Annotated in this window: 12 protein-coding genes; 9 read left to right on the plus strand and 3 right to left on the minus strand. The window is 39.2% G+C overall.

What is annotated here, in order from left to right:
* The first annotated feature begins 5 nt into the window (after positions 1-5).
* The 8 genes from CJ739_RS12755 (at position 6) to CJ739_RS12795 (ending at position 15,159) form a co-directional block, all read left to right on the plus strand.
* On the plus strand, positions 6-2,486 hold the full coding sequence (locus tag CJ739_RS12755) for a T9SS type A sorting domain-containing protein (protein WP_117175944.1): 2,481 nt from the start codon (positions 6-8) through the stop codon (positions 2,484-2,486).
* Between the two features lie 189 nt (positions 2,487-2,675).
* The gene (locus CJ739_RS12760) at positions 2,676-3,503 is read left to right on the plus strand and encodes a PKD domain-containing protein (protein WP_117175946.1); all 828 of its coding nucleotides are present in this window, start codon (positions 2,676-2,678) and stop codon (positions 3,501-3,503) included.
* A 1,188-nt stretch (positions 3,504-4,691) separates the two neighbouring features.
* Positions 4,692-7,826 (plus strand): SusC/RagA family TonB-linked outer membrane protein, encoded by a 3,135-nt coding sequence (locus tag CJ739_RS12765; RefSeq protein WP_117178966.1) that lies wholly within the window; start codon positions 4,692-4,694, stop codon positions 7,824-7,826.
* A gap of 321 nt (positions 7,827-8,147) precedes the next feature.
* Positions 8,148-9,551, plus strand: coding sequence for a RagB/SusD family nutrient uptake outer membrane protein (locus CJ739_RS12770; RefSeq protein WP_205419362.1), 1,404 nt, complete (start codon positions 8,148-8,150; stop codon positions 9,549-9,551).
* A gap of 5 nt (positions 9,552-9,556) precedes the next feature.
* The gene (locus tag CJ739_RS12775; protein WP_162880211.1) at positions 9,557-10,966 is read left to right on the plus strand and encodes an SGBP N-terminal domain-containing protein; all 1,410 of its coding nucleotides are present in this window, start codon (positions 9,557-9,559) and stop codon (positions 10,964-10,966) included.
* Positions 10,967-11,323: 357 nt separating this feature from the next.
* On the plus strand, positions 11,324-12,769 hold the full coding sequence (locus CJ739_RS12785; protein WP_205419363.1) for a glycoside hydrolase family 32 protein: 1,446 nt from the start codon (positions 11,324-11,326) through the stop codon (positions 12,767-12,769).
* Positions 12,770-12,917: 148 nt separating this feature from the next.
* Positions 12,918-14,237 carry a sugar porter family MFS transporter gene (locus CJ739_RS12790; protein WP_117175954.1) on the plus strand — a complete coding sequence of 440 codons (1,320 nt, stop codon included), beginning with the start codon at positions 12,918-12,920 and terminating at the stop codon, positions 14,235-14,237.
* A gap of 28 nt (positions 14,238-14,265) precedes the next feature.
* Positions 14,266-15,159: a carbohydrate kinase family protein gene (locus tag CJ739_RS12795; protein WP_117175956.1), complete on the plus strand. Its 894-nt coding sequence runs from the start codon at positions 14,266-14,268 to the stop codon at positions 15,157-15,159.
* Positions 15,160-15,228: 69 nt separating this feature from the next.
* Here CJ739_RS12795 and CJ739_RS12800 read toward each other — a convergent pair whose 3' ends face one another.
* The 3 genes from CJ739_RS12800 to CJ739_RS12810 form a co-directional block, all read right to left on the minus strand.
* Complete coding sequence (locus tag CJ739_RS12800) at positions 15,229-16,752, minus strand: carbon-nitrogen hydrolase family protein (RefSeq protein WP_117175958.1); 1,524 nt, start codon at positions 16,750-16,752, stop codon at positions 15,229-15,231.
* Between the two features lie 170 nt (positions 16,753-16,922).
* The gene (lpxD, locus tag CJ739_RS12805; protein WP_117175960.1) at positions 16,923-17,921 is read right to left on the minus strand and encodes a UDP-3-O-(3-hydroxymyristoyl)glucosamine N-acyltransferase; all 999 of its coding nucleotides are present in this window, start codon (positions 17,919-17,921) and stop codon (positions 16,923-16,925) included.
* A gap of 302 nt (positions 17,922-18,223) precedes the next feature.
* The gene (locus tag CJ739_RS12810) at positions 18,224-19,396 is read right to left on the minus strand and encodes an LETM1-related biofilm-associated protein (RefSeq protein WP_117175962.1); all 1,173 of its coding nucleotides are present in this window, start codon (positions 19,394-19,396) and stop codon (positions 18,224-18,226) included.
* A gap of 236 nt (positions 19,397-19,632) precedes the next feature.
* On the opposite strand from CJ739_RS12810, the gene CJ739_RS12820 reads away from it, so the two are divergent.
* A complete protein-coding gene (locus CJ739_RS12820) occupies positions 19,633-20,922 on the plus strand; it encodes a DEAD/DEAH box helicase (RefSeq protein ID WP_117175967.1) in 1,290 nt (429 codons plus the stop codon).
* Positions 20,923-20,980: the final 58 nt, after the last annotated feature.

Below are 20,980 nucleotides of genomic sequence, written 5' to 3' on the forward strand. Positions count from 1 at the left end.
TAAAGATGAAGACAATAAAACCTTTAAATAGATTTTCTAGCCAATCAGTGATAATGAAAAGAATACTGAATCTGGTTTTAACGGTGCTGCTTCTGTCTTGCGTATACGGACAGGACATCCCGCTCGCGGACTTTGAACAAAGTACCTATCAATGGCTGCCAACAGGCGAGTTATGGACGTCGACTGGAACTTGCTTCGGAACAGGTCCGGCGCAAGGGACTTTAACCAATCAGCAAACTGTGACTGGATATCTGGGGGAAGGTCTGGTCAATACGTATCTAGGTGGCGATAACTCCATTGGCACACTTACGTCTCCCAATTTTACCATCACACGCAAATACATCCGGTTCCTCATCGGCGGCGGCAATTGGCGTCCCCAAACGTCCATCAACCTGATGGTCAATGGAGAGGTGGTACGGACTACTGTCGGCATGGGTGACCGCGAAACCCTGGGTTGGCTCCAATGGAACGTTAGTGACTTTTTGAACAAGACTGCAAAGATTCAAATTGTCGATTCCACGACCGGCAGTTGGGGACACCTAAACGTAGACCAGATCATTGCAACCGATGCATCTTTGTCGAGCGTCATTGTGACTGATAAAAATTACCTGCTACTGCCTGTTAAGACAGGAGTAACCAAACAGTTGGTCGAACTTGTGCAGGAAGGGCTGGTCGTCCGGGAGATGAAAGTAGAACTGAGTTCGACTCCGGATTTCTGGGCATTCATGGATCTCACGCCATTTAAGGGACAGGAGTTGGTTGTGCGACTGAATTCGAAACTGGCGAGTTCGACGGAATTGCAAAACTTTTTTGTCCAAAGTGATTCAATCACCACTGCGACACCCATTTATCAGGAAACACTCCGACCTATTTATCATTACACGCCCAAACGCGGCTTTCTGTCCGATCCAAACAACCTTGTCTATAAGGATGGTGAATATCACATGAGTTACCAGCACAATCCCTATGGTTGTGCGTGGGACAACATGCACCACGGGCATGCCGTTAGCACAGATCTCGTGCATTGGAAAGAATTGCCAGAAGCGCTTTATCCAACGTATTGGGGTACAGCCTGGAATGGTTCTTCTGTGGTCGATTGGAACGACACGGCCGGCTTCGGATCCGAAGCCATCGTTACCCTTTATACGTCAGTCGGAGGCTGGACCGACAATTCACGCATGTCCTTGCCCAATCGTTTTGCCCAATCACTAGCATATAGTACCGACAACGGACGTACATTCGAATATTATGAAGGGAACCCGGTCATACCGAATTTCTATAACTCTGAGCATGACCCAGTTGTGTTTTGGTATGAGCCAGAAAACGTATGGGTGATGACACTTTTTGTGGGTGACAGTGGCGGCTACCACATTTTTAACTCCACCGATCTGAAGAATTGGGTTTTCACCTCGTCAGTCAATATTCCCGGGACAACTGAAGTGTCCGATCTGTTCCCGTTGGCCCTGGATGGTGACACAACCAATGTAAAATGGGTTTTCTCAGCAGGCTACCGTCAATATATTGTCGGAACTTTCGATGGAAAGACATTCACCCAGGAATACGGCCCATTTTGGTTTGCAAGTCAGCAGTGGGACCTCTCGGCCGCGCTGACATTCAATAATACTCCGGATGGCCGAAGGATCATGTTGAGCAATGGTAGAACAGAGTATCCGGGTATGCCTTTCAACCGGTACATGAACCTTCCAAACGTACTAACGCTAAAAACGAATAGCGCAGGAGAGCCGAGGGTGTATGTCAATCCGGTTGAGGAGGTCTCAAAACTGAGGACCGATACATTGACATGGAACAGCCAGACGCTCAACACGGGTGTCAACCTTATGAATGGCTTTTATGGCGAAGGCGTTGAAATGGAGATTGTATTCAAACCGCAATCCACGTCGGTAATAGAATTCAAGGTTGGCGAGTTTTCGATCACGTACGATAAAAGATTCAATAAACTCGGCGTCGGCGGAGACACCGACGGCAAAGTGTTCCGGAACCTGAGTCCCATCGACGGTAAGGTGCATATCCGAGCCTTCTATGATCGCGGCAGTTGGGAGCTGTTCGCTAATGGGGGAGAATTCTATATGCCTTTCGTCATCACCCCGAAGGCGGGAAACTGGCCGTTGAGTTTAACTACGGCGAACGGCAGTATTGAAATTGACTCGCTGAGCTTGCATCACCTTGGATCGATTTGGGATACCGCAACCGATGACACCTTGGCTACAAGTCCAAAATCCCTAGAGGATTTTGGATTAAAGACGTCCCCATTCTATCCAAACCCTTGCAACGACAAGCTCTATTTCAGTAATGATAATTTAGCTACTTCATTAGAACTTTTTGATTTAAACGGGAGACCAATATTAAATCATAAACTGGGAAATGGCAAAAATGAAATCAATGTTGGTTTTATTAAACAAGGGATTTATTTGGCTAGGGTTATCTCGAACAAATCGGTACACAGTTTCAAAATTGTCAAGCAATAAAAGAGCTTCTAAAAAGCATAAACAGGAACAATAATTCATAAAAAAATAAAAGATGATAAGAAAAATTGCCACACAGCTAGTTGCTGCTTCAATGATGGTGTTTACTTTCCCAATACTGGCCAATAGGTCAGATAGAATTAACAATAATAACAAACTTAAAGAGAATCCTCTTTACTAAAATTTAAAAAGATGAAGACAATAAAATTTTTAAGCAGATTTTTAATGCTAGGAGTTGTTTTAATTTCTACTGCTTGTGGTGATGATGATAACCTTGTAGCTAAGGTTCCTACAAGCGAAGATGCAGTATTCTCATTTACACTTGATGAAGAAAATCCAAATAAAGTATTATTTACAGCCACTCCTGGAATGGAAACTTGGTATACCCATTGGGATTTTGGTGATAACTCTTCAGCGGAAGGATTAGAAGCAAGTAAAGTTTATTTGAAAAAAGGGGATTACGATGTTAGACTTAAGATTTTTACTAACGGAGGTACGGCAGAGTCAGTACAAACCGTAGTTATTAATGAGGATTACGAGGGACCTAATATATTACAGAATGGAGAGTTTAATGGGATGGATTCTTGGGAAGTTTTACCAATTTCTGATGGTGTAGAAGTATCCTTTGACAATAATGAAGCACATTGGACCGGTGGAGGTTGGGGACATGTAGGTATTTATCAATCCGTTGATGTGTTGGCCAATAACTTGTATCAAATTTCGATGGATATAAAAGGAGGCCCTTTATCAGATTCTTGGTTCGAAGTTTATGTTGGAAAGGTAATTCCAAAATCAGGTACAGACTATAACGATGGTGGTATAAGATTAGGCTTAAATACCTGGATAGGCTGTGGAGGAGAACCTTTTGAAGGCGACTTTGCAGAAATTAGTTGTGTAGGTACAGGTACATTTGAGTTTTCCACAGCTGGAACTGTATACCTAGTGATTAGAGGAGGCGGTGCGAATTATGGAGCCAATGGTGTTACAATTGATAATGTAGCTATTCGTTCACTTGAATGATCCGAAGTATTGCTTCCTTGCTTAAGTTAAGCGTGTTTATTTATCATTGAAAAACCACCGTCTTTGACGGTGGTCATGTTTTAAAGGCTATGCCATTATTTAGGATTAATTGGTTTTGTATTTTGATTGTGCAAATTAGACATAGTGAGTTCTTAAATTAGATTAAGTTGATAAATATGCGATGCCCCTTTGGGGCTAATCTGAAATTCAAAGCCACCGTTTTTAACGGTGGTTGTTTACTCTAAATTGTCACATTGAGCCTTTCTCAAGCTGCAATCTTCAAATAAAACACATTTTCATTTTCGATAATGCTCAAGATAAACTAAAGTCGAAACCCCTGTCAAGCCCTTTTTTGTATAAAGAAGAACTCATTCTTTTGTTTTACAGTAACTACAAAGTTTAAATGTCGTAAGTAGAGTCTATTACTTATTGGCAACCGCCTGTTAAAATAGTCAAGAGGTTTAGTATCAAGAATAATCTGAAATTGATTCAAAATTAAATAATTGATACAGAATTGAAAGGTTCAGAATTCGAAATTTCCATTTTCACATACATTTTTTTGTGTAAAAAACGCATGATAGCAAAGGATTAGAAGGGAAACTATAAAATCACAAAATTTTGATACAGAGTCGAAATGAGTGAAAACGTTTTCAGGATAGCTTGCATTCAAAATTCAAACAATGGATAGAAAAATCCAAATATAATCAGATGTCAGGAGTTTGTCGAAGCTGTATAAATAAAGAAGAAAGGACTTCGACAAGCTCAGTCTGACACCAGAAATGGTATTAAAATAGACTGTCATACAGAGCTTGTCGAAGTATGAGCCTGTCGAAGCTATATGCAGAAGTGTTGGGGATTGGACTTCGATAGGTTTTAATGCAACACGCTTCAATTTTTATCATGTACTAAATAACTAATTATAAAAGAAAAACAACTAAATAAATAATAACCACTAAACTATAGACTAATGAATAACAACAACTAAGCAATCAATATCGAGTTGAACATACAGAATCACTCGAAACTTCGATTTAAGAAACGGTTCATGCTGTAATATGGACTGTTAAATGAACTACAAAAACATAAACTTAGGGATATGAAACACCTGTGAGAATGGCATTCGCGCACACGAGGATGATTATTCAGGGTGTTCCATCTGAACAAATTAAAACAAACAAAAGTAAACAGATGAAAAATAAAATACTATTAAAAACATTATGGGGTATTCTTGCCTTGTTATTTTCTGCCAATGGCTTGTTGGCACAGGAAATACCGATACAGGGAAAAATAACCTCCTCTGATGACAATATGCCATTACCTGGCGTTACTGTAATTGTTAAAGGTACAACAAACGGAACCACATCCGATTTTGATGGTAATTATAGCATCAATGTGTCCTCCCCAAATTCCATATTGGTTTTTAGTTCCATAGGCTTTATTTCCAAAGAAATTAAGGTAGATGGGCAAAAATCCATCAATGTTTCTTTGAAAACTGATATAACTGCCTTGGACGAAGTGATCGTTGTGGGTTATGATTCCAAAAAGGTAAAGGATTTAACAGGTGCCATCGAAACCGTCAAAGTGGATGATATCAAGGATTTACCGGGAGGTAATGCCATGAAAAATCTTCAGGGGCGTTTAGCTGGAGTACAAGTATATACTAATGGTAATCCGGCTAGTGGCGCAGTTGTTAGAATTCGAGGAGAAGGATTGGGCAGATTAGGTAATAATGATCCTCTTTATGTGATTGATGGTGTTCCTACCAAGGCAGGCATGCATGAATTGAATCAAAACGACATAGAATCGATCCAGGTATTGAAGGATGCAGCCGCAGCGAGTATTTACGGATCGCGGGCAGCGAATGGGGTTATTATTATTACAACAAAGAAAGGTTCCAACAAACTCAGCGTAAGTATTAAAAGCAGTGTTTCCATTGAAGATTTTCAGTATGATGTGAGACCATTAAATACTGAGGAGCGGGCAACAGTAGTTTGGAGAGCGGCAGTCAATGATGGAATAAATCCGAATACGGTTTCGCCATTATATAACTACCAATGGAACGGCGATTTTTCAAATCCTGAATTGAATAAGATTCTGTTCCCGGAATATATTGATGGAGCCAGGGAAATGCGACCTGCCAATACGAATTGGTTTGACCAAATCACGCAAACATCCGTGATACAGGATCATAATGTAGCCGTTTCAAATGGAAATGAATCCGGTAACTACTATATGTCACTGGGGTATTATGATCACGATGGCATTATTAAGTATTCCAATTTTGAACGGTACACTTTCAAACTTAATTCTACTTATGATGTGATTAAAGATGTCCTGACGATTGGAGAAAACTTTACGGGGACAAACCAGAGCGCTAACAAAGTTAACGACCAAGCCGAATATGCGGCAGGAATAGCATTCGAGCAGCAATCCATTGTTCCTATCAGAACCGAGGACGGTAGTGATTGGGGAGGCCCTACTGGCGGGATTACAAACACCGATAACCCGGTACGCGTGATAGAAGATAGTAAGCATAGCAAATACCATTTCAATCGGTTTCTTGGGAATGTGTTTGTTGAATTTAAGCCAATCAGTAATCTGAAACTTCGATCAAGTTTTGGTGTGGATTATAACATTTTTTACTGGCGTGATTTTAAAAAGGCTTATTCGCCAGGAAACCTGAATGTTGAGGATCAGTTGGTGAATGCTTTTTCAAGGTACGGAAACTATGTTTGGTCAAACATTGCAACTTATAACATTGAGAAGGGTAATCATAACATTGCCTTACTGGCTGGTTCTGAATCTATTTCATATCAATCAGAGGAGTTTTCAGCTTCTCGAAGAGGATTTGCGGCACAAAATCTGGACTTCGCTTATTTGAACCAAGGAACAGAAAATATTCAAAATGGAGGTTCTGGCACTAAATGGACCCTGCAATCTTTTTTTGCGAAAGCAGATTACAATCTAAAGGATAAATATCTGGCCTCAGCAACAATCCGAAGAGACGGTTCATCAAGATTCGGTGCAAACAACCGTTGGGGTAATTTTCCAGCAGCATCAGTAGGCTGGAGAATAAGTAATGAGAATTTTTTAAAAGACAGTAAAGGTCTATCGGAATTGAAGCTCAGGGGCAGTTGGGGTCTAACAGGTAATCAAGAAATAGATCCGCGAGCACAATATGTGATTTTTGAACCCAGATATGCTACCCAGTCGATGTTTACTTTCAATCAAGATAATGGTACGGCCTATGATATCAATGGAAATAATTCCGGTCAACTGCCATCAGGATTCGCAAAGGCACAAACAGGAAACCCTGACTTAAAATGGGAAACCTCTGAAACTATTAATTTTGGAGTTGATTTTGGTCTTTTTGATGATAAATTAACAGGTTCCATTGAATATTATGTAAAAGAAACTAAGGATATCCTAACGTCAACACAGCCGGTAGCAACAGAGGGAGAAGGAGCCAATAGGTTTGTTAATGCAGGAACGGTAGAAAATCGTGGACTTGAAGTTGTATTAGGTTATGCTGATAGCTTTAATATTGGAAATAAGGCACTTGATATCAACATAAATGGTAATATAGCAACCCTATCCAATAAAGTTAAAGAACTGCCTCTTCATGTACAGAACCAATTTGGAGGGAACGGGGATGATCAAACGATCATTGGTAGAAACGTATATTCTGTTTATGGATATGTGGCAGATGGACTCTTCCAGAGCCAGGAAGAAGTGGATGCTCATGCAGCCCAGTCAGGTGCCGCACCCGGACGCATTAGGTTCAAAGACTTAAATGAAGACGGTGTGGTGGATGATCTTGATCAAAAGTTTTTTACATCAACCTCGCCTAAAATTCTTTATGGACTGAACATTGATATGGCCTGTGGGGCTTTCGATTTCAACATGTTTTTCCAAGGAGTTTACGGTTCGCAGGCTGTAAACTGGTGGAAACTCTTTACCGATTTTACTTCAATAAATGCGGGTTCTAATTACGGAGAAAGAACCCTTAATGCTTGGACTCCAGAGAATACCGATACCGATGTTCCTGCTTTAACTACTGTAGATAATAACAATGAGTGGCGGGTATCTACATTTAGATATGAAAACTCATCTTATCTCAAGTTCCGAAATCTTTCTGTAGGCTATACGTTACCCGAAAATATTATTTCAAAGCTTGGAATTTCAAAAGCACGCATTTTTCTGTCAGGACAAAACATGTTTACTATAAAAGCCAGAAGTACCCGTATGCAAGATCCAGAAACACCCGGTGCAGGTTTCCCAATACCAAGGCGATATTCCTTAGGACTAAACTTTACATTTTAATTTAAAACGAATTTAGAAATGAAACGATATATTAATAATTACATTTCAATCCTTGCGCTTGTATTGTTTACAGGGTGCAGTGACTTTCTGGAGGTAGAACCTCAGGCAACTCTAAGTGAAAGCCAGGTAACAACACCTGAGAACGTGGATAAACTCGTGATTGCTGCGTACTCTTCCTTGGGCAATGACCACTATGTGTCACCACATCTACTTTGGCCGACAGGTAACTTAAGGGCTGGCGATGCCCACAAGGGTGGTAACGGTCCAGCTGACATTTTTGGATACCATGTACTATCTGTTTTTAAGCCGATTATTGCTGATATGAGCTCACTCCCACCAGACCTCTTGGATTTATTTGATATTCGCTGGTCGAGGGATTTTATTGGAATCTCAAGGGCAAACAGTGCTTTAAAGGTATTAAATAATGCCTCACTGGAGGAGGTGCCTTTACGCGACCAAAGAATTGGGGAAATGCGGTTTATAAGAGCGTTTTTCTATTTTGATGCAAAGATCCACTGGAAAAGGGTACCATTTATTGACGAATTTATAGAAGACCCAAAAATGGTTTCTAATGTGGAGCTTACCGATCAGGAATTGTGGAATAAAATAGCTGAGGATTTGGAATATGCCAAAGACGTATTGCCAGTAACCCAGAGCCAGATTGGGAGAATCAATAAGTTGCAGGCAACCGCATTTCTTGCCAAGGTAAAATTATATCAGGCTTATGAACAGAGCGATATGGATCATAGTGTAATCAATATCAACCAGACTATGCTTGAAGAGGTTGTGAATTTATGTGATGAAGTGATCAATTCTGGTAAATATTCCCTGGTTTCTGATTATGCCATGAATTTTTTAAATGAGTTTGAGTTCAATGATGAGGTCATTTTCGCCATTCAGCGTTCCATTGAAGATGGTAGTCCTGATGGTAGGGGCTCATGGTCAGGAGCTTTAAATTATCCTCAAGATCCAGCTTGGGGCTGCTGTGGGTTTCATGTACCTACTCAAAATTTTGTGAATGCATTCAAAACAGATGCTAATGGACTACCACTATTTGGTACGTTCAATAATAACAATTATGATGTAGCTACAGATGCTGTTGATCCGCGATTGGACCATACAGTTTCAATGGAGGGGAAACCATTCAAATATGATCCTTCATTTGTGCACCCCGGTGATGGTTGGGCGCGAAATCCTGGTACTTATGGAAATTATGTTTCCATGAAAGAACTGGACGAGCCTGATTGTGAATGCAGGGCAGCCAATGGGCCATTTACCATCAGCTCACGGAATACGACTATCATACGCTATGCTGACCTGCTCCTATGGAAAGCCGAAGCGCTTATTGAACTCAACAGAATCTCTGAAGCCTTGCCAATTATCAATGATATCAGGGACAGGGCAGCAAACAGTAGGGGGCGTTTAAACAATGCCTCCATCTATAATGTTGGATCGTATTCTTCTCTGGGATCACAGGAAGAAGCACGTGAAAAGCTGAGATGGGAAAGAAGACTGGAACTGGGCTTGGAAGGTTGGAGGTTTTTTGACCTTGTGAGATGGGGTATTGCCAAAGAAACTTTGGATGCCTATCAGGCGGTGGAAGTAACGAGAGCGCCATACCTGATTGATTATGAATTTACGGCTGGAAAAAATGAATATATGCCTATTCCACATAAGCAGGTTATTGCCAGCAATTTTCTTTATGAACAAAATCCTAAATACTAAGAAAGATGAAAAGATTGAATATTTTATATATGTCCCTTTTCCTGATGCTATTGTTTACACAATGCACAGATATAGATTCGTTTGATAATCTATCTATTGATATCGGAGACCATCTAGGAGTGTCCATTACAGATATAAGTGTACTTGGAGCTGATGAGGTGACCATTTCAGAGGAAACGGGAAAAATTGTTGTGATGTTCCCTTGTGGGACAGACTTGAGCAGTATTGCACCCACTTTAACCCTTTCAGAAGGCGCTACTGTGACACCTGAATCTGGGGCCCCAGTGGATTTTTCCAGAGCAAAAGAATATATGGTTGTGAATGGAAATCAATTTAAAAAATATACGATTTCTGCACAAGTCAACTGTATCCCCGTCGGTGATAACCTGATTTATAATGGGGGATTTGATAATGAGTTCGGATGGACTGTTATTTCACATAATAATTCCGGAAATGGATTGTTGACAATTGCTGATGGCGTAGCGATTTGGGATGAGGCGATTGATGTGCCATCTGGTGCTTGGGGCAACGAAGCCCACATGGGGATGTATCAAAAAATTGTAGTTGATGAGGCAGGTGACTACCAGTTAGACCTTGACATTACCATTAATGGTTTTGAAGAAGTATGGTTTGAGGCTTATGTGGGAACTACTGAGCCCATTGAAGGCGCAGACTATGGCGCTCCAGCAGTGAAGGTACTTGCTGCTAATGCCTGGGATTGTGCGGATACCCAAAAATTCTATTCAGGGTCGTTAGCGGCGACTGAATGCCAAAATCTGGATGGCCGCATTTCTTTGGAAGCTGGTACTTACTATGTGGCGATCAGAAGTGGTGGTTTCACCTTTGGAGAAGGCGGTATTATCGTCGATAATATTTCAATGGAAAAAGCTCAGCCCGAAGGCGTATCGATTGCCAATGGTGGGTTTGATAACGAATCTGGATGGACTATCATTTCACATAATAATTCCGGAAATGGATTGTTAACAATTGCAGATGGAGTCGCCATTTGGGATGAAGCGATTGACGTACCGTCCGGCTACTGGGGAGATGAAGCCCATATGGGGATGTACCAGAAAATTGAAGTTAGTGAGGCTGGAGACTATCAGTTAGACCTTGATATTACCATTAACGGTTTTGATGAAGTGTGGTTTGAGGTTTATGTGGGAACTACTGAGCCCATTGCAGGCGCAGACTATGGTGACCCAGCAGTGAAGGTACTCGCTGCCAATGCTTGGGATTGTGGGGATACCCAGAAATTCTATTCAGGTTCGTTGGCAGAGACTGGATGCCAAGATCTGGATGGCAGCATTTCTTTGACTGCTGGCACTTACTATGTGGTGATCCGAAGTGGTGGTTTCACCTTTGGAGAAGGTGGTATAGTGGTCGATAATGTTTCAATGGACAAAATCAATTAATTCTTGAAAGGTCCTGGTTTTGGGACATCATGTTTATGGTGACTTATAAACCAGGGCTTTACTTTATTTATTACAAAATTCATTACCAATTTATTGCTGACGGATCTACCTATGTTCGAGAGGCAAAAAGTAAACTCTTATATAGACAAACAAATCATATTGCCTTTTTGAACAAATCAGATATATATGAAGTGAGCATACATTTTAGAATTCTTGGCATACCAATCAAGGATGAATAAGTTTATTGCGAATTCCATGTGTACTATTAAATACAGACACTTATATATGAAAACCATACATATTTCTTTTCTATTTATTTCAATAACCATTCTCTCTTGCCAGTTTAAATCTAGTAAAGTGAGCAAGACGGAGGTAGGTTTCAATGAACAGCACCGTCTTCAATACCATTTTTCTCCTAAGGAAATGTGGATGAATGATCCAAATGGTATGGTCTATTACGATGGTGAGTATCATTTATTCTTTCAGCATACACCCCATACTTCCACACCAGATTTTCCAAACATGCATTGGGGGCATGCGATAAGTACAGATATGGTGCATTGGAAAGAATTACCTCCCGCTATTGCGCCTGACGAACATGGAGCCATCTTTTCAGGCAGTGCGGTGGTTGATTATAACAATACAGCTGGATTGCAATCGGGAAAGGATAAAACACTCATTTCCATTTTTACTTATAGTCCAGCAAATGGAGTGCAAAATCAAGGAATGGCCTATAGTAATGACAGAGGTCGAACCTGGGTCAAATACGAGAATAATCCCGTGCTTCAAAACCAAGGCATTGCTGACTTTCGGGATCCCAAGGTCTTTTGGTATGAGAGAGACCAGAAATGGTTCATGACACTGGCTGTGAAAGATCATGTCGAGTTGTATTCATCCCCTGACCTTAAATTCTGGACTAAGGAGAGTGAATTTGGTCAATCCATTGGTGCACATGGAGGCATATGGGAATGTCCTGATTTGTTCAGTCTATCTGATGGTAACGGTGCGGAAAAATGGGTTATGCTAGTAAGTATCAATCCCGGAGGGCCAAATGGAGGGTCAGCGACACAATATTTCATAGGTGATTTCGACGGCCATAAGTTTACGGCAGAACATAGCGACATACGATGGTTGGATAATGGACCAGACAATTATGCAGGCGTTACCTGGTCGAATGTGAAAAGAAGAAAATTGCTTCTTGGCTGGATGAGTAACTGGGAATATTCCCAGATAGTTCCAACCAATAAATGGCGAGGCGCCATGACGGTACCAAGAGAGCTGGAACTTGTAAAAATTGATGGTCAAACCTATGTGGCTTCCATGCCAGTAAGCGAACTAAATACGCTCCATGAGAGCAAAGGGTTAAAAGCAGGGTTAGCCTTAAATAGTAGTGTTGACCTAGCGGAAACTTATGATATTCAGCCCTCAAAATTTGACCTGAGTTTTACTATTGAAAACAAACCTTTTGAATTAAAATTGTCTAATGATGATGGTGAATATCTGCTGGTAGGTTACGATTTAGGAAACCGCGAGTTTTATATAGATAGAAGACGAGCCGGAAAGACCAGCTTTAGCGATGCTTTTGGCAGGAGAAATACAGCAAAAAGGATCTCCAATGACGGTAATATAGAAATCCGTTTATTGGTAGACGTAAGTTCTATAGAGCTGTTTACAGACGATGGAGAAGTTGTTATGACTTCCTTGTTTTTCCCCAATAGCGATTTCACCCATTTAGAGCTATCAACAGAAAGCAAAACAACATTAAAAGGCTTTGAGATAAATGAAATGAAATCTATTTGGTAGATACAGAAGGAGAGAATTATATATCCAAGAGCTTGGAACAAAACAAGATTAACAGGGATAAGCAATAACTAATTGTTACAAATCAAAAACATAAAATGAATCTCTGGCGTACTTTACGTTCAGTAATTCCAATTACACATACTATGACATGAAAAATAAGATATTGATATGGTCAATCATTGCCGCCATGGCAGGTTTCCTTTTCGGATTTGATACCGTAGTTATTTCTGGAGCAGAAAAAAAGTTACAGGCATTATGGAACACGTCTGATGTGTTTCATGGTGTAGTTGTAATAGGAATGGCATTGTGGGGAACTGTCGTAGGTGCACTTTTTGGTGGAATACCAACTGATAAATTAGGAAGAAAGAAAACCTTATTATGGATAGGGGTATTATATACGGTTTCTGCATTGGGCTCAGGATTGGTAAGCGATCCATGGTCTTTTGCCTTTTTCAGGTTTATTGGTGGGCTTGGTGTTGGTGCATCTACAATTGCTGCACCAGCTTATATTTCTGAGATTGCTCCTGCTAAAGATAGAGGCAAGTTAGTTGGGTTGTATCAATTCAATATTGTTTTTGGTATTTTGATTGCTTTCTTTTCCAATTATATGTTAAATGATATTGGTGAAAACGCATGGCGTTGGATGGTTGGTATAGAAGCGCTTCCTGCTTTTGCTTATACGCTACTTATTTTAACGGTTCCTAAAAGTCCAAGATGGCTACTTACCAAATATAGAAACCATGAAGCTAGGGAAGTGCTTCAAATTATAAATCCAGATTCAGACCCTGAGCAACTAATAATTAAAATAAGGGATGAAATGGAAAACACCGTGCCAAATGAAAATATATTCTTAAAAAAATATAGGTTTCCTTTAATTTTAGCCTTCCTGATGGCATTTTTCAATCAATTATCAGGAATCAATGCTTTGTTGTATTATGCCCCAAGAATATTGGAAGAGGCTGGTTTAGGAGAAAGTTCAGCTTTATTGAGCAGTATTGGTATTGGCGTAACCAATATGGTTTTTACATTATTGGGCATATTTTTAATAGACAGGTTGGGCAGAAAACAATTAATGTATATATGCTCTTTTGGGTATATTATTTCGCTGTCTTTGGTTTCGGTAGCCTTCTTTTTAAAGTGGGAAGGTGGATTTGTTCCCGTTTTTTTATTCATGTTTATAGCTGCACATGCCATTGGGCAAGGTACTGTCATCTGGGTGTTTATTTCAGAAATCTTTCCAAATCATTTAAGAGGCTCTGGGCAATCATTTGGCAGTTCGGTACACTGGGTACTTGCCGCTGTTGTGCCTTCATTGGTACCAGTACTTTTTTCAAGTATTGGAGCAGGAATGGTGTTTTTGTTCTTCGCGGTTATGATGGTACTACAACTTTTGTTCGTCATTTTTATGATGCCAGAAACCAAAGGAGTTCCTCTTGAAGAGTTGAGTGAAAAAATGATTAAAGAATAAAATACAACGGATTCACTTTTAAATAATTATGTCAAAAGTAGTGTGTTTTGGAGAAGTGTTGTGGGATGTATTTCCAACCCATAAAAAAATAGGAGGAGCGCCTTTAAATGTTGCCAATAGATTGCAAGCATTGGGGAATAATGTTACAATGATTAGCGCTATTGGTCAAGGTAAAAGCGGGTCTGAATTGCTTCAATATATTAAAGATGTAGGCATTGATATTAGTTGTATTCAAATGCACAATGAGTACAAAACAGGAAAAGTAAAAGTGATGCTAAATGATAAGGGATCGGCGTCCTATGATATTAAATACCCAAGGGCTTGGGACAAAATAAGGTTAACAGAGATAAACAAAGGCGCTGTTAAGAATTCTGATGCGTTTGTTTTTGGCAGTTTGGCAGCAAGAGACGAAAGCTCTAGAAGCACATTGTACAAACTCATAGAACTTGCCAAATACAAAATTTTTGACCTTAATTTAAGGCCGCCATACTACACTAAAGAGGTGTTGGTTCATTTAATGAACCAAGCCGATTTTATAAAATTCAATGATGATGAGCTTTATGAAGTGAGCAAGTCATTGGATTCAAAATATTTGTCATTGGAACAGAACATCCGTTACATTGCAGAAATAACCAATACGAAGCAAATCTGTGTTACCAAAGGGCATCATGGAGCCGTACTGATGTATGATGATACATTTTATTACAATAGTGGCTATCTTATTAAAGTAATTGATACTGTTGGGGCAGGGGATTCGTTTTTAGGTTCGTTAATAAGTCAACTGTTAAACAAGGTTAACCCACAAGAAGCCATAGATTTTGCCTGTGCAGTAGGTGCCATGGTAGCTCAAAGTGAAGGAGCGAATCCGAAGTTGTTGCGTTCGGATATTGAAACGTTTATAAATCCTTTGTTAAATTTTTAAATAAGCAATTATTATAGGCAACACATATGATGGGAGAGAATCTATCCGTAGGTGTTCTTCTAAATAAATCTATTTCTTACGCAACTCAAACAAATCTTTTCTTCTATCCCGTAAGTTTCTAACGCTACCAAATTGGTTCAATTCGCGAAGCATATCAATATCCACATCGGCAATTAAAATCATTTCGGTATTGGTGGTTGCTTCGGCTTTGATACCATTGGCAGGAAAAGCAAAATCACAGGGCGTGAATACCATAGATTGTGCAAATTGAATATCCATATTATGCACTTTAGGTAAATTACCAACGCTACCAGCTATAGCCACATAGCATTCGTTTTCAATAGCACGGGCTTGGGCGCAATGGCGAACTCTGGAATAACCATTTTGGGTATCGGTTAAAAATGGTATAAACAAAATATCCATGCCTTCATCGGCTAAAATGCGGCTTAACTCAGGGAATTCGGAGTCGTAACAAATAAGGATGCCTATTTTACCACAGTCGGTATCGTAAGTTCTTAGTTCATTACCGCCTTGCATGCCCCAAACTTTTGATTCATCTGGGGTTATATGCAGTTTTTCATAACGTTCGGTACTTCCATCCCGTTTACAGAGATAGCCTACATTGTATAGCAAGTCACCTCGTAATTCGGGCATACTCCCTGTAATAATGTTGATATTGTATGAAATAGCTAGTTCGGAAAACTTTTGAACAATAACGGGTGTGAATGCTGCCAATTCCCTAATGGCTTGGCTTTCGGGCATGTGGTTATGGTCGGCCATTAAAGGGGCATTAAAAAACTCGGGGAACAGCGCAAAATCAGACCGATATGCCGACACCGCATCAACAAAATATTCGGCTTGTTGCATTAAATCTTCCATGCTTTTATACAAGCGCATTTGCCATTGTATTAAGCCAAGGCGCACCACCTTTTTCTTGGTTATTGCTTTAGTAGTTTTCTTTTCGTAATAAATATTATCCCATTCCAAAAGCACAGCAAACTCGTTGGAGGCTTTGTCACCTTCCAAATAGCCTTTTAGTATTTTTGAAGGGTGAAAATCGTTGGATATTTGAAAGTTTAAAACAGGATCGTGAATTTCCTTTCTTCTTACCCTCTCTATATATTCTTTCGGGCTCATTTGTTCGGCATACTTGTAGTAGTTGGGAATCCTACCCCCAAAAGCAATGCCTCGTAAATTTAATTTTTCGGTAAGTTCTTTACGGTAATCGTACAAGCGTCTGCCCAAACGTAAACCACGGTATTCCGATTTTATAAATACATCAATGCCATATAGTACGTCGCCATCTTTATTGTGCGTATCAAACGTGAAGTTACCGGTTATTTGCTCGTACGTATGGTGGTCATCAAATTTATCATAATCCAAAATAATAGATAGCGCACATCCAACAAGTTGATTGTTTACTTTGATGACCACTTGCCCTTCTGGAAATTTTTCAATTAAAGATTTTATGTGATATTTTCTCCAATACGACCCAGGCATATTGGCGTAAGCCTCAATCATGACTTCCTTTAACTCTTGATAGTCTTCTAAGGTTAAATACTGTAATTCTATGTTTTCAATATTTTGCATCATAATTATTTAAAAAGCTTTGTGGTTTATGGCGTATAAGTTACAACCATTGAATAATGTCGTATTTTAAAATTAGGCAAAGTGACGCAACAGATTGATCTTAAACTACTATTTACAATATGTCTCCTTTTTACTTTACAACGTTTAAACTTTCGACTTACTTATGTATTAAATTATTGTTTTTTCATGAACTGCCTTAAAGCGACCCACTGTTTTAGCATGTCTCGGGCATCTTGAGCAGGATATCCTAAAACGGTTTTTCCAGCAGCAACATCGCCAACAACCCCAGAACCTGCACCAACGGTAGCTCCAGAATGAATAGTGGTATGGTCTTTAATAGAAGCACTACCGCCAATGATAACACCATCTCCCAAGGTCACGGAACCTGCAAGTCCGCTATGGCCTGCCATAATGCAAGAACGTCCCATAATACTGTTGTGGGCTATTTGCACTAAATTATCAATTTTACATCCATCACCAATAATAGTAGAGCTAAACTTGGCGCGATCTACACATGAGTTGGCACCAATTTCTACATAATGCCCAATGATAACATTGCCTATTTGGGGTATTTTAACGAGGCCTCGTCCATCCTCACTAGGCCTGTATCCAAAACCATCGGCACCAATGCTTACATTGGTATGGAAAATACAATGGCTACCAATAATACAGCGCTCACGAATAACGGTTCCAGACCAAACAACCGTATGGTCACCTATAATGGTTTCATCAAACACACATACATTAGGATATAAAACAACGCCATTACCTAACTCTACATCTTTACCAATATAACAGTTTGCGCCAATTTTACAACCCTCCCCAATTTTTGCCGAGTCGTGTACGACCGCTGTAGGGTGGATATCCATAGTGAATTCAGGTGGTGCTGGATTGAAGAGCTCTAATATTTTAGCCATAGCTAAATCGGCATTCTTCACTTTTATTAAGGCTCTATTCTTCCCTGGCTCTAACTCTAAACTATCGTTTATTACAGCCGCACAAGCTTTAGAGTCTGCCCAATATTTTATATATTTTGTACTTCCTATAAAGGAGATATGATTGCTTTTTGCGTTTTGTAATTGTTCCGGACCTTCAATGGTTTGTGTAGTGTTTCCAATTAACTCGCCGTTTAAAAAGCTGTTAATTTCCTCAATGGAGTACGATTTCTTCAAAATTTAAGTTGGATTTTTAGGTTAATACGAAGTATTGGTAAATTTAATGAAAAAATTGAGATAATGAAGTGGTTTAAACTTTTTCTAATTGGCTAAAAAATCGCCCTTTTTACCCACTCTACTTCTTTTTTTCTTTCCGTAGCGATGCTATGCACCTCAAAAAAGACTTCGATTGGACAAAATTGCCATTGCGCTGGCTGGCTCGTTCGCTAAAATAACCCACTGGGTTATTTTTTCACGCTCCGTCCTACTTCAATCGAAAAAGTTTAAACCACTTCTATAAATTATTATTATTATTATTATTATTCCTCAATTCTGTTTTCATCAAAAGCAGAAGGTAACAGTTTGGGGATGAATTTAACAACCAAAGGTAATAAAAGCGCACCACCAGGCAACAAAAAGATGGCAAGGCTAGGGATGGATTTAAAAATGTCCAATAGTTGTTCCTGTACTTTTTTCTGCTCAACAAGGGTTAAATCACGTTGGGTAGATTGTGTAAGCAGTACCATAAGTTCTTTACTGTCTTTTAATTCTTGATACAGGCGTTTACTATTTCTGATAATTAATTTTTTCACCATTTTACTGGAGTTGTTGTAGAAACTCTGTGCCATATTGTTGGAACTTAGCAGGGCAATTTGGTTTCTATGTACATGGTAAAAGGTATTTACCGTTTTCATGGATTGCTTTATGTGTTGCGTATCTACTTGTAAATCGGTACTTAATTGAATTAAAAACAGTTGTTCTTTCTTGTCAATGGTTTTATCACTCCAAGTAGCCATACACGCTAAATCTAGAATATAATATTTTTCAAGATTGGTTTTTATGCTTTTTATGGCTTCAGGATATGTTATAGGTGTGCTGTTATGATAGCGTAAAGACGATTCAAACAGTTTAATTAAACTGTAGTCATATTTATTTTTTGAGGCTTTTGAATTCAAAGCTCCTAAAGAAATGGTCTCAATAGAAGACTCTAGGTTTTTAATATATTCAATAGATATGGATTCACTTTTTAAAAAGGTTTCATACGCTAATATATCAACATATAGAAGTGCATTAATAATAAAGTAGTTAAAGTTTTTGGTAATGAAGTTATCATCAATCTGAATACGCTTATGTATTATTTTTTCTAGTTGCCCGTTAGATTTTTTTTCACCAAGAAACCCTAAAAAGAACGAGGTTTTAAGTTCGTTTATCTCCGTATAAAAATTAATGACACTTTCTATAAAAGGTGTTTCAGAACTAGAATTCTTGTGGGTATAAAGTAAAGCTAAGCACAAATTGGTTTTAGAAAGTTCTTCGTCTGTGAGGTCTTTGTTTGAAATAACGTTGCAAACAACATCAAAATTACTTCCGTAAATAAAACCACAATCTCTTAAAGCGTTATAAAAAGTTTCGCTTTCAACGTTTAAATAAGAATTGTTTTTGGCTACTTCTTTAAGCAATTTTTTTATCCAGCCGTTAGCTGATGGGTTCATAACTCAATAATTTATTGGTGCAAAAGTAATGCTTTAAGCGTATTATTAACAAATATTTTCGTTAACAAAATTTTAACAGAACGGATCTTCATTCCGTAGCTATATGTGCGTGTTAAATAAATACCATATACCAATAAATTAACCGTACCTTTGCCGCTTAATAAAAAAAACGGGGTGATGTTTAGTTTATAGATTCTCATCTCAAAATGCCCAATTAGGGCTACTAAACAATTTATATGCAATTTAATTCATTAGGCTTATCCCAAGCCTTGCTAAAAGCTATTAGCAAAAAGGGATACACAACCCCAAGTCCTATTCAACAAAAAGCCATTCCACCTATTTTACAAGGTAAAGATGTATTGGCAAGTGCACAAACGGGTACGGGTAAAACAGCAGGTTTTACATTACCGCTTTTACATATTTTATCAGAAAATCCAAAAGAAAAATACAGACCCATTCGTGCGTTAATTTTAACGCCAACGCGAGAATTGGCAGCACAAGTATATGCAAACGTCAAAGAGTACAGTGAGTTTTTAGAACTGCGAAGTGCTGTTATTTTTGGAGGCGTCAATCAAAACCCACAAGTAACAACGATGCGTCAAGGTATTGACGTGTTGGTGGCAACACCAGGGCGGTTATTGGATTTAATAAATCAGAACCATATATCTTTAAAACGTGTTGAGATTTTGGTTTTGGATGAAGCTGACCGCATGCTCGATATGGGTTTTTTACGCGATATAGAACGTATTATTAAACTCATGCCAGAGAAACGCCAAAACTTAATGTTTTCGGCAACTTTTTCATCCGATATTAAAAAACTGGCACATGGTATTTTAAACAATCCTGTGCAGGTAGAAGCCACACCTGAAAACACAACGGTTGATGCCATTTCACAAAAAGTATATCGCGTAGCTAAAGGTTTAAAAACCGATTTGATTATTAAATTAATCTCAGATGGCAATTGGAAACAAGTGTTGGTTTTTACGCGAACCAAACATGGCGCCAATAAACTATGTGAAAAAATGGCAAAAGCAGGTATAAAAGCTGCCGCTATACATGGTAATAAAAGTCAGGGCGCACGTACCAAAGCATTGGGTGGTTTTAAAAGCGGAAGTGTGAGTGTTTTGGTTGCGACCGATATTGCGGCTCGTGGTTTGGATATCCCGTTATTACCACACGTTATTAATTTTGAATTGCCTAACATTTCTGAAGATTATGTACACAGAATTGGAAGAACGGGTAGAGCAGGAGCTAGTGGTGAAGCGCTTTCGTTAGTGAGCGCCGATGAAACTACCTTTTTACGTGATATTGAAAAGTTAGTTGGAATTAAGATTCCTGTTGAAATAGTGGCAGGTTTTGAACCCGACCCGAATGCTTCTACCGAGCCTGAAAAACGCCAACAACGTGGAGGAGGAAATCGTTCTAGAAACAACGAGAGGTCTGCTAATTCGAATACTCAAAAAAACGATAGTAGCCGACGCCCAAAACGCAATAATGACAGACGTAGAAACGACAGACGTAATTAAATATAATGACAGCAAGTTTAAAAGCTAAGATTATTAAAGTTCGTAGAGAACTCGTTTA

Source organism: Mariniflexile sp. TRM1-10 (assembly GCF_003425985.1).
Taxonomy (GTDB): Bacteria; Bacteroidota; Bacteroidia; order Flavobacteriales; family Flavobacteriaceae; genus Mariniflexile.